Source organism: Mesorhizobium sp. M1399 (assembly GCF_040317735.1).
Lineage (GTDB): Bacteria > Pseudomonadota > Alphaproteobacteria > Rhizobiales > Rhizobiaceae > Mesorhizobium.
Window position 1 is genome coordinate 20,457 of sequence record NZ_JAMYKZ010000030.1, and the last position, 10,949, is coordinate 31,405.

General features: G+C 59.9%; 8 protein-coding genes and 6 pseudogenes. 3 read left to right on the forward strand and 11 right to left on the reverse strand.

Going from position 1 to position 10,949, the window contains the following annotated elements:
- Nucleotide 1: 1 nt before the first annotated feature.
- The 6 genes and pseudogenes from NKH05_RS30875 to NKH05_RS30900 form a co-directional block, all read right to left on the reverse strand.
- Nucleotides 2–376 (reverse strand): gamma-glutamylcyclotransferase, encoded by a 375-nt coding sequence (locus NKH05_RS30875; protein ID WP_353017617.1) that lies wholly within the window; start codon nucleotides 374–376, stop codon nucleotides 2–4.
- Nucleotides 376–1,437 (reverse strand): LLM class flavin-dependent oxidoreductase, encoded by a 1,062-nt coding sequence (locus NKH05_RS30880; protein ID WP_353017619.1) that lies wholly within the window; start codon nucleotides 1,435–1,437, stop codon nucleotides 376–378. The genes NKH05_RS30875 and NKH05_RS30880 overlap by 1 nt, the downstream gene beginning before the upstream one ends.
- 76 nt (nucleotides 1,438–1,513) lie before the next feature.
- Nucleotides 1,514–1,738 (reverse strand): annotated as a pseudogene (locus tag NKH05_RS30885) (ABC transporter substrate-binding protein); the annotation flags it as partial.
- A 49-nt stretch (nucleotides 1,739–1,787) separates the two neighbouring features.
- Nucleotides 1,788–3,473: pseudogene (locus tag NKH05_RS30890) on the reverse strand (carbamoyltransferase family protein); the annotation flags it as partial.
- A 3-nt stretch (nucleotides 3,474–3,476) separates the two neighbouring features.
- Complete coding sequence (locus tag NKH05_RS30895) at nucleotides 3,477–4,328, reverse strand: glycosyltransferase family 4 protein (protein ID WP_353017621.1); 852 nt, start codon at nucleotides 4,326–4,328, stop codon at nucleotides 3,477–3,479.
- 265 nt (nucleotides 4,329–4,593) lie between these two features.
- Nucleotides 4,594–4,740: a hypothetical protein gene (locus tag NKH05_RS30900; RefSeq protein WP_502913290.1), complete on the reverse strand. Its 147-nt coding sequence runs from the start codon at nucleotides 4,738–4,740 to the stop codon at nucleotides 4,594–4,596.
- A gap of 55 nt (nucleotides 4,741–4,795) precedes the next feature.
- On the opposite strand from NKH05_RS30900, the pseudogene NKH05_RS30905 reads away from it, so the two are divergent.
- A pseudogene (locus tag NKH05_RS30905) lies at nucleotides 4,796–5,811 on the forward strand (IS3 family transposase); the annotation flags it as partial.
- Nucleotides 5,812–5,834: 23 nt separating this feature from the next.
- Here NKH05_RS30905 and NKH05_RS30910 read toward each other — a convergent pair.
- The 4 genes and pseudogenes from NKH05_RS30910 to NKH05_RS30930 all read right to left on the reverse strand — a co-directional run.
- On the reverse strand, nucleotides 5,835–6,380 hold the full coding sequence (locus NKH05_RS30910) for a MerR family transcriptional regulator (protein WP_353017622.1): 546 nt from the start codon (nucleotides 6,378–6,380) through the stop codon (nucleotides 5,835–5,837).
- The gene (locus NKH05_RS30915; protein WP_353017624.1) at nucleotides 6,335–7,906 is read right to left on the reverse strand and encodes a recombinase family protein; all 1,572 of its coding nucleotides are present in this window, start codon (nucleotides 7,904–7,906) and stop codon (nucleotides 6,335–6,337) included. Before NKH05_RS30915 ends, NKH05_RS30910 begins: the two co-directional genes overlap by 46 nt.
- Nucleotides 7,896–8,093, reverse strand: coding sequence for a hypothetical protein (locus NKH05_RS30920; RefSeq protein WP_023722661.1), 198 nt, complete (start codon nucleotides 8,091–8,093; stop codon nucleotides 7,896–7,898). Before NKH05_RS30920 ends, NKH05_RS30915 begins: the two co-directional genes overlap by 11 nt.
- A 554-nt stretch (nucleotides 8,094–8,647) precedes the next feature.
- Nucleotides 8,648–9,458, reverse strand: a pseudogene (locus NKH05_RS30930) (IS630 family transposase); the annotation flags it as partial.
- 157 nt (nucleotides 9,459–9,615) lie between these two features.
- Between NKH05_RS30930 and NKH05_RS30935 the strand changes: the two are divergent.
- A pseudogene (locus NKH05_RS30935) lies at nucleotides 9,616–10,083 on the forward strand (IS110 family RNA-guided transposase); the annotation flags it as partial.
- Between the two features lie 214 nt (nucleotides 10,084–10,297).
- On the opposite strand, the gene NKH05_RS30940 reads toward NKH05_RS30935, so the two are convergent.
- Nucleotides 10,298–10,459: a hypothetical protein gene (locus NKH05_RS30940; RefSeq protein WP_353026871.1), complete on the reverse strand. Its 162-nt coding sequence runs from the start codon at nucleotides 10,457–10,459 to the stop codon at nucleotides 10,298–10,300.
- A 281-nt stretch (nucleotides 10,460–10,740) separates the two neighbouring features.
- Between NKH05_RS30940 and NKH05_RS30945 the strand changes: the two are divergent.
- A pseudogene (locus NKH05_RS30945) lies at nucleotides 10,741–10,949 on the forward strand (DDE-type integrase/transposase/recombinase); the annotation flags it as partial.

A 10,949-nucleotide genomic window follows, 5' to 3' on the forward strand; every position in this document is an offset into this window, starting at 1 on the left:
TCTAAGCGATGCCGCGGCAACTCCCGCCTCTATCCAAGGCTAGCATCAGGCCCGGACGGTCCGGCGTACCGCACCATCGCGTGAGCTGGAGGCGAAACGACCGGCGCCAACCGACTGTTACGGCCGAGCGCTCTTCGAATGCGTCGAAGGCAGGCTTCCAGCGAAGTGAGCCGTAAGAGAAGACCCAGAAGGGCGTATCGGGCGTACGCCCCTCAAGGAGCAGTCTCAGCCAGCGCTCGCGCGTCTCCTCGGAGAGATCGAAGTTGCCGTAATGCGGCCCGGGATCGGGTTCTTTGCGCTCGACCCTCGCCACCAGCGCCGCAGTCAGCGCCATGTTCGAGATCGGCATGGATCGGAGCGCTATCGACTGTGCCATCACCCCGCAATCCTTTCAGGCGTGACCTCCCGGAGTGCGGTGTCCGTTCGCCGCCAGCCGAGCACGGGCGCGATGGCATGGACGAAGTCATGCATGACCTGCCGATAGTCCCCTTCGGGGAAGTCATAGGGGAGCTCCATCCGGAACTCGTCGACCAGCGGCAGGATAGGGTCGTCGGCCAGTTGGTCGAGGATCTCCTCCGAGGTGCCTATGATGTCGCGCGCAAACAGCGTCCGTCGCTCGCCATTGGGCTGCAGCGTTCGCGCGTGGCGGCTTGCGGCATAGGCGCGGTAGCGTTCGCGCGTCTGACGATCGGCGCTGTCAAAGGGAACGATCACGCGGCCAAACCCGATGCGCGGCCGGTGCGCGATATTCCAGTTCCTACAGTAGAGTTGGAGCTGGTTGAGCTGTGCCTCGAAGAAATCATCGGTCTTCTCGCCGGTGGTGACGTTGCCGATCAAAAGATTGAAGCCGTTCTTGGCGGCCCACTCGGCCGAACGCAGCGATCCGCCGCCATACCAAAGGCGCTCGGTCAGGCCGACGGCAACCGGCTGGACGCGTGGGCGGTAATCGCCGAGGGCCGAGGACAAGACCGTTTTGTCGTCCCCGAGCAGGTCGCTGCGCAGGCTTTCAGCTAGGCGCTCCGCGCGGGCATGGGAATAGTCGACACTCGACGGATCGCCATCGAGAAACAGACGGCCGAGAAGTTTCGCATGCGGCGGAGAACCGGCGCTCAAGCCCACATTGAGCCGGCCGCCGGACAGCACGTCGACCATCGCCAGATCCTCCGCCAGCCGGAACGGGTTCTCGTACCCCATCTGGATGACGGCCGATCCAAGTTGGATATCGGTCGTTCTTTGTGTCGCCGCGGCGAGAAAGACGGGCGCGGAAGAGACGCCGCGCTCGAGATGCCTGTGCCTGATCCAGGCGCTGTCGAAACCGAGCGATTCCCCAAATTCGAACAGCTTCAGCGTGTCTTCCAGCCCGGCCAGTGGCCGGTCTTCCGTAGAGTTACCAGGAGTCAGGAAGCCGATGTGATCGATCTTGAAGTGTTGAGGCATCACTTGGCCGCTTTCGGGTCGATCTTGGAAGAATGTGACGGGGGCTTCCCCCGCGGTCGCCCCCGTCACGGCCGCATCAAAACTTTGGCAGGCCGGGAGGATTCGTCTCCGACCGCTCCAGGGCTTCCTCGGTGAGATTCCAGCGCGCCAGCGCCTTGCCATAGAGACCATTCTCGATTAGCCCGTTGGTGGCGATCGTCAGCGCATCGACCAGGCCGCTGACTTTGCGGGTGGCAATGGCAACGTCCGATTTCAGCGGCCAGCCGGCGCTCAGCGTGCCGACGCGTTTGATGGTCTTGTCGACTAGATGCTGCAATAACGTTCCCAATGTCCCCACTCTTTTCAGCCATGTTGTCTTCGATAAATAGGTAATCTAAATCGGTCGTCAGAAATGTCCGAATTGCATCGGTCACGTCCTGGACAATTGGCTCGTATCGATTGTTGAAAGAAGTGTTCAGGAGTACGGGGCAGCCAGTTCTCTTCTTGAAAGCCGATATTAACCTCCAAAAATCAGAGCTTGCAGATCTCGTGACGACTTGTACCCGCGCGGTCCCGTTGACATGGGTAACGGCACCAAGTTTTGCACGTTGCTCTTCTCGCACCTTTGCAACAAACATCATATGATCCATGTTTGGATTCGATGGCAGTGGGATGAAATATTCATCAAAGTCCTCAGCAAGTACCGCTGGCGCAAACGGGCGAAAGCTCTCTCGCTGTTTGATTGCAAGATTGATCCGCCGCCAGTTTTCTTGAGGTCGGGGGTCTCCAAGTATGCTTCGGTTGCCGAGCGCACGCGGGCCAAACTCGGATCGGCCTCTCGCCCATCCGACTATTTTGCCCTGAGCAATTTTATCGGCTGCAACCTCGAAGACGTCATCGCACTCAACAATCCTCATCCCGCCGGCCCAAGCTTCGATCTCGCGGCGAATGTCATCACCGCGAGGGAGCTTCGGGCCAAGGAGGGGAGAATATGGAACAGCAGTAGCATTTTGTCCTTTTTGCTTTTGACTGGCTATGTAGATGGCAGCTCCCAGAGCTGCGCCAGCATCATGCGAGGCGGGATGGACAAAAATGTTCTTGAATTTCTTCGTGCTAGCGATGACACCATTCAATACGAAGTTCTGCGCGACACCTCCTGCCAGACATAGGTTTTTCAGGTTCAATTTTGCCTGCCACCAAGAGAGAACATCGATGACAGCAACCTCTAGCAACTTCTGAATAGCGGCGGCAAAATGAGCCTTTCGCGCCCATTTCTGCGTGCCTGGCTCTGTCCGACCGAGAACGCCAAGATCACATGCGATATCGCCGAGTCTGGCGGTGTCGAGGCCGTAAGAACCGTCAGAGTTAAATTTGTAAAGCTCAGATACGGCACCAAAATACCTGTCGGGGTGCTCATACGGGGCGAGCCCCATCACCTTGTACTCATCGAAATTCGAGAAGCCGAGAAGTTGAGTGGCATATCGGTAGAAGTATCCAAGCGAGCCTCTAACCGGATAACTATGGACCTCGTTGAGTTCTCCGCGGTTGCCACTGAAAACGCTCAGTGATTCCCTCTCTCCATTGCCGTCGACAACCAAGATCAGGGCTTCTGTGAAGCCTGACGCGAGATACGCTGCCGCTGCATGGGCATGGTGATGCCTGACGAACTCGATTTTTTGGCGGTCGATGTCAACGCCAAATGTATGCGAAATGTTCTTTGTCAGGATGTCCCGCACCCCCTCTCTTTTTTCTATACCCAGTACTGCGGCCTCCTTGGCCAGGTCGGAATCAAAAAAACTCTCGCTGAAGAAGAACGCGAACTTGTCGACCTCGTGAATCGAACAATGCACGGCATCGATCGATGCTCTCAATGCTAGCGCGGGGAAGCGATTGGTGTGCTTTTGCCTAGAAAGCCTTTCCTCTTCAACGGCGAAGATTGGCTGCCCGTTCTTCACAATCGCCGCGGCAGCATCATGAAAATATAGTGGCGAGAGCTTCGAAAACTCGTCGCCAATTTCGGAATACCGAGGACTGCCGCTGAATCCAATGATGAACATGTTTCAGCGGCCTCCCTCGCATGTATTACCCAGCCAAATGTTTCCGAGTTCGCTCGCAGTCGACTGCCAAGTAGGCAATAGTTGAATCGCCTTTGACGCGCTCGTTGCCATCTTTTCGCGTGCGCGATGACCGTCGAATAATGCCGCGATTAGCAGCGCGATCGCTTTGGGAGTCTCCCCGCAGAAGATCAACTCCTTGATGCCGACCGGGAAGCCTCGTTGGGCCTCTTTTGTGCCGACGATAGGCAGGCCATGGGAAAGGGCATCAATTACTTTAATCTTGCTTCCTCCGCCAAATCTGAGTGGGCACAGAAAGACATGAGCGCCGTTTGCCAAGTCAGCAAACTTTTCAAACTCTCCGACATAGGTTACTTGCTCCGCTTTCGCAGCGTGCGATTTTAGTGCCTCGCTCATTCCTGTGCCGGCCAAAATGAGTTGTGCGTCAGGCACAATGTCGAGCGTCAGCGGCCATATCTCATCGATCAGGAAATATGCGCCGTCATCGCTGGGTGCCCAGCTATAATTGGCGACATACAGCGCTCTCGGGGTTGGCGAGAGGCACCTTGGTGTCCAGCTAACTTCTTTCAAGAGATCGCCATCAACCGAGTTCTCCAAACAACGCGTGTTCAGCTCCGGTAGAATTGACCTGGCAGTTTGTTGGTCTTCAGGGGTAACGAAGATGCAGACGTCTGCTGTGCGCCATGCATCCACCTCAATCGAGCGCGCGACATGTTTTGCCTGCTCTAAAGGCGCCTCCCGCCCAAGCGCCGCGGTTCGAACCGCCTCAATCTCAAACTCAATATTTTCCTCCGTCAGTACAATCCGACAGGGAGGTCTTTTCGGCAAATAGTGCATTAGAAAGTAGCCTTCGACGTGGATGGCAACTGGTCTGACGCGATCAAACGTGAATAATGTTCACGAATTCTCAATGGCATGACATGAGTAAAGTCGGGTTCCTGATGCCCAAGAGCGTTATGGAGGCGAATTTATCGACAAGATTGCGCGCATTGGTGTAGTCGGCAGCGAAATGCTGCGTAAAACCGGCATAATGAATGTCGATCCGCTCCAGCAAGCGTTCGAGAAGCTTTGATTCTCTAGAGCGTTTTCGGAATAATTTGGGTCACGCATCGTAGCCGGCATGGGCGAAGAAGTTTTCGCATTCCTTTGGCTCGAATCGATCGATTGCGAGGCGCACGGCGTCCCACAGTTCTGGAATGGATCGCGCGGCGACCTTTCGCAGGAAGGCCTTCAACTTGTGACCTGCCACTGAGAATTTCCTCCATCTGAGATTAGAGTCCGGGCCTTGATTGAAGGACGGACTGATGAAGAGAAAGCGGTTTACGGAAGAGCAGATCATCGCGGTTCTGCGCGAGCATGAGGCGGGTGCGAAGGCGGGCGATCTTGCCCGCAAGCACGGGGTCTCGGAGGCGACGCTGTATAACTGGAAGGCCAAGTATGGCGGGATGGACGTCTCTGACGCCAAGCGGCTGAAGGCTCTGGAAGACGAGAACGCCAAGCTGAAGAAGCTGCTCGCCGACCAGATGCTCGAAGCCTCGGCATTGCGCGAGCTTCTGTCAAAAAAATGGTAGGGCCCGCCGCCAAGCGCGAAGCCGTCGCGCATCTGCAGGCCGTCATGGGCCTATCGGAGCGTCGGGCCTGTTCCTTCGTCTGCGCCGATCGCAAGATGATCCGCTACCAGTCTCGCCGACCGCCAGAGACGGAGCTGCGTGGTCGGCTGCGTGACCTCGCGAACGAGCGCCGACGCTTCGGCTACCGGCGGCTGTTCATCCTGCTCAGGCGCGAGGGCGAGGCATCTGGGGTCAACCGTATCTACCGTCTCTATCGCGAGGAAGGTCTGACAGTGCGCAAGCGCCGGGCAAGACGGCGAGCAGCCGGCACGCGGGCCCCAATCCTGGTCGAGGCAAAGCCGAATGCGCGCTGGTCGCTGGATTTCGTCCATGACCAGTTCGCCTGTGGCCGGCGGTTCCGTGTGCTCAACATCGTCGACGACGTGACACGCGAATGTCTGGCCGCGATTCCGGACACCTCGATCTCCGGCCGTCGGGTTGCCCGTGAACTGACGGAACTGATCGCCCAGCGCGGCAAGCCAGGCATGATCGTCTCCGACCACGGCACGGAGTTCACGTCGAACGCCATCCTCGCATGGTCGAAGGATCACGGGATCGAATGGCACTACATCGCGCCGGGCAAGCCGATGCAGAACGGCTATGTCGAATCCTTCAACGGTCGCATGCGCGACGAGCTCTTGAACGAGAGCCTGTTCTTCGGCCTCGACCACGCCCGCAGCGCCATCGCCGAATGGCGGGAGGACTTCAATCCTGTTTCATAACACCCATCTGTCTATGTCGTTGAAGTGAATAGGTTTTGCTGATCTGGATGCGATCCCGTGGGGTATTTTGGGTTTTGCCGCGCGCGATGAACGATGCGCTGTGCCGCAGGTTCGCCAAGCGTTGATCGGCTGAAGACCCATGGACCATCCGGCAGAGGATGAACGCCTTCGATCTCGCCCGCCTCGGCGGCGAGCCTGAGGGTCTTCGGTGCAACGCCGAGAAGGCGCGCCGCCTTGTTCAGGTTAAGCCATGGCTCTTTGCCGTCCGCCGCTGGCCGGAAGACAGGGATCTTATGATGCGACCTGTGCGCGGTGACCCGTTCGCGTGTCCATCGATTGCCGTGGCCGGTCACCAGTCCATTGCGGTTGAGGATGCCAGCAATCAGATCATCATTGGCGATGAGCACCAGTTGGCGGACGGCCGCGATGATATCGCCGGACGTGCTGTTGCGCTGTCCACGGCGCCGCTTCGGCAGGCGCAGTTCAGTATGGACGCCGCCAACCCAATGGATCAGAAGAACGATCTCTGACGCTTCGTCATCGATATCGGCGACCACCTCCCGGATGACGGTGCGAACGATGCGCTTCTTGAGCCTTGCATCCGTCGTCGGCGCCGCCCACACTGCCTTGAGATTGGCGGCGAGCGCGGTGACGTGTATTGGCGACAGAAGTGATGGCTCCGATGTCGAGGCAGCATGCGCGGCAATCCTGCTCTCGATCTCGCCGACACGCTAAGCGCCCGGTTCCATCGCAACTTCAGTTCCGCCGCGACCAGCCGGTTCTGCGGATCGATGGCGTCGTATAGCCGGAACGCCCGATCGGCGCTGTAGCGTGCCGCCTCGCGATCGCGCATCAGAGCATCGCGGACCTGATCGCGGCGACTGGCCGCTTGCGCTTCGGCCTCGACGGCCGCGGCTATCGCTGCCGGCTCGACAACCCGCAGAAGAGCTTCCTCGATGGCGTCGTCGACGCGTAGCCCACCGAAGGCGATGCAACGCGGCTCGCCATTGTCAAGCAGACCACGCCAGCAGGAATAGCGCGGAATGTTGTGCTTGGTTCCCGTGTAGCGGACCGTCAGCTTGCGGCCGCAGCGCCGGCAGCGGACAAGGCCGGCGAGCAGAGCGTCGCCATGCTTGGGCGCCCCGTGATGCCGGCTCGTGGGCACGTTGTCGCTCACCATCTTGCGGATCGCTTCCGCCCTTTCCCAGCTGACGTAGCCTTCGTGTGCACCCGGGATCAGCGCCAGCCATTCATCACGCGCCTTACGGCGGCTGCGCGAACGAATGGCTGTTGCATCATATCCCGACGCAGCACGAGTCTTACCATAGGCGTAGGCGCCGCCGTAGATCGGGTTCTCGATCATTCGGTGGATGGTCGCATAGCTTGGCCTGCGCCAGACCACATCGCCATTGTTGCGCTTGGCAGGCAAATCCAGCCCATGTTCGAGGAACCAGAGCAGGGCCTGGCGGGCACTGCCGAGTTCCGCCACCTTGTCAAACACAAGGGTGATGGCCTCCTGCATGCGACGGTCGGGATCCTTCTCCAGCCGGTCGCCGACCTTCACGAAGCCGACCGGGGAAGCGACGACGAGTTCACCGCGCCGGGCCTTCTCATAGCGGGCCGACAAGGAGCGCTGACGCAGAAGATCGAGCTCATACTCGTTGAGACTGCCCTTCAATCCCAGCAGCAGCCGGTCATTGCCCTGGCGCGGTGCGTAGACCGTCTCCTGGTCGATCAGCACGGTATCGACGACGCGGCACATCTCGATGAGCTGCTGCCAGTCGCGGCTGTTGCGGGCGAAGCGCGATACCTCCCGCGCCGCAACCGCCCCAACCTTGCCGAGACAGACTGCTGCGACCATCCGATCGAAGCCCGCTCGCGCGACACCGCCAGCAGCAGAGCGGCCGAGATCGTCATCGACCGTCTCGATGCAAGACCAGCCGAGCGCGACCAGGCGATCGCGCATCGCATACTGCAGGGCGCTGCTCTCACGATTGTGCAGAACCTGATGGGCCGAGGACTGCCGCACATAAAGGATCGCCTTTCGCTCCAGATGGTGGGGCCGGATCTTCTCATGCATCATGGCGTGCCTCCTCCCGTGGAACGGCGCGCTCGCCGTCGACGTGGTCGAGGATCAGGCGCACCATCAGCTTTGTCAGCGTCAGGCGCGTCTCTTCCGGCAGCGCCTGCCATGGTGGCATCTGCGCGGTCTCCGCATCGTGCGGGTTGGAGAACAGATCGAACTGATATGTCGTGGGCTGGCGCGGCATGGACCTCTCCCCGATTCGCGTCGTGAGGATCCGATGCTGCGCCCGAAACCTCCAATTGCGATGGGGTGTGGGAATTGGCCGTCGCGTCCTGCAGCAGTGTCACCAAGACGCCAAGCGTTCTGGGATCGACATGTGGGGCAGCGGCAATGCGCCACGCGGTGCAGACCGCGCGATCAAACATCCAGGCCGGAACCTCCAGCCACCGATCGGAGGCGTGGCCAGAGAGACTGCAGCGGAAAACCTCCCGGTCAGCCTTCTCGATCACCTCATGAACGTGAACACAACGCCCGGCCCAGGGATGCCATGATAAAGAAACTTGCGTTCCTCGGTCCCGTGGGCGTTCTCTCGTCGTGTTGTACAACACCGCCAGGCCTCATTCCTCGCTCGGCTACCAGACCCCGGCGGCATACGCCGAGGACATCACCGCAACCGGCTCCGACGCTGTGCTGATCGAAGGCTCCGCGCCTCCGCCGGTTGCTCAACCCGCGCCAAGAGGCGTAACAGAAACGGCCAAGGCTCTAATCGCCGCTGGATGAATGTTCAGTGGCAGGTCACTTGGCGAATGCCATCTCGATCGGATTGAAGTCCGGCGAGTAGGGCGGAAGATAGCGTAGGCATGCGCCGGCCGCCTCGATGATCTCGCGAACGCCGGCTACCTTGTGAGCCGGGAGGTTGTCCATCACGACGACGTCGCCGGGCTGAAGCGTCGGCGCAAGGACGCGGCGCAGGTAGACCAGAAACGCTTCGCCATCCATCGCACCGTCGAGAAGCCAGGGAGCGGCGATCCCGTTGAGACGCAAGCCCGCCGTGAAGGTCGTGGACTTCCAATGCCCGTGAGGCACGGCCGCCCGGCAACGTTCGCCGCGCGGCGAGCGACCCCGAAGCCGCGCCATCTTTGTATTGAGGCCACTTTCGTCGATGAAGATCAGGCGGCTTGGGTCGAGATCGAGCTGTCCGTCGAACCAGTCTTCTCGCGCGGCCAAAACGTCCGGGCGCTGCTGTTCGCCCGCGTGCGCCGTCTTTTTTATACGTGATGCCGCGCTTTGCGAAGAACTCGTGGACCGTCGTCACGCCGGCTTTGACGCCGCGCTCGGCAAGGCGCTCGGCGATCTCAGTAAGCGTGATGTCCCGCTCGTCGGTCTCCACCAGGGCGAGAATGAACGCCTCGTGCGCATCCAGCTTCGAAAGCTTCGGCTTGCCCTGCCGGCCAGGCTCCAGCCTGCCACGCGAACGCCACTCGCGATACCACGCGCCGGACGTCGAAATCCCGATCGAAAACCGCCGCGCCGCTGCCCGGGTCGACAGACCTTCGTCTATCGCCTCGACCACACGCTTTCGCAAATCCACGCCGTAGGCTCGCGCCATGCCGTTGCTCCTTTCGCAAATCACTTCGATCAGGGAATCAGAACAAGCCACTCAACGCAAACCCGCGACTCCGAATTTGGCAAAACCGCTCTAGTGTCTCACCCAAGGGGTGCAGTCCACTCGGGAACAATCTCCGTGAGGCAATGCGGCGCTGACGCTGACGCGTCAAATCGACAAGCTCGAACGAGGGATCGTCGGCGAAGCGAAGCGCGATGAGGACATGCGACGGCTGACCACAATTCCGGGCGTCGGAGCGATCACGGCGGCCGTCAAAGCGCTGGTCCCGGATCCCGGCGGGTTCAAATCCGGCCGTCACTTCGCCGCCTGGCTGGGACTGACGCCAAAGCCTCATTCGAGCGGCGGCAAGGAGCGGCTCGGCGGCATATCGAAAATGGGCAACCCGACGCTCCGCTCGCTGCTCGTTTGTGGCGCGACGTCTGTCTTGCGGCGCGTTAAGGGAAACGACAAAGCGCTGCGATGGCTAGTGACCCTTTTGGCGCGGCGGCCTTTCAAGGTCGTCGCGGTCGCGCTCGCCAACAAGATGGCGAGGATTATCTGGGCGCTGCTCACCAAGGGCGGGACATATCGAAATACTGGTGCGGCAAGCGGCGCAGCACGCGCCTGAGCCGAACGACGACCAGGACGGACTGGCCGGCGCGACGCCGGACAGAGGCGAGGTGCACAATTAGACGATGACCCACGGGACGAAATCCCGAGGCGAGAGAGGCCGGCGCGACAATGCGCTTACAGCGCGTCAGATTGATCAGCCCCTCGCATCGCGAATTTCATCGAGGCCAGCGGTCTTAGACCGCGCTGAAAGGCCGGACATATGACCGCACCTATCCCGCTGGGTGAAATGTCTGAAAAAGCGCTTGCCCGCGTGGCCGTTCCACATATGTCGCGCTATACGGATACATCACCTTGCACGGCTGGCGATCGTCCTTGATTGCCGAAAAATGCTGCAAAAGGCTCTTGCGCGGCGCGGCAACGACTTCGCTCATGGCTTCCTCCCGAATCTGCGGAAGCCTCTTGAATCACGCTAACCTACGCCCGGCCACAAAATTACACCCCCGTCGTTAACCTGAACTCGTTGCCCTGGTCAATTCCTCGTGTCGCTTGACAAGGCTGACGAAGGCGAACAATGTTGATAGTCTCGTTCATGGCGTATCGCTCTCCTCGAGAGGTTCTGGCAGGCTTCATCACCCGCCTCGATAAGCCGCTCTCCTCAAACCGTCATCACCCAGTTTCCGCCATAGCTCCCCTCGATGCTCAAAGGCCGACAGTTACCGAGCGAGGCCTGAACGTCGACCACTCCACCGTGCATTGTTGGGTCGTTCACTTCTCGCCTGAGCTTCTGGAGCGTTGTTCAACAAACGCAAGCGGACCGTAACCGGCAAGTGGCATATGGACGAGATCTATATCAAGGTTCGCGGCCGTTGGATGTATCTGTATCTTTATCGCGCCCTCGACAGCGTCGGCATTCAGCCCCCC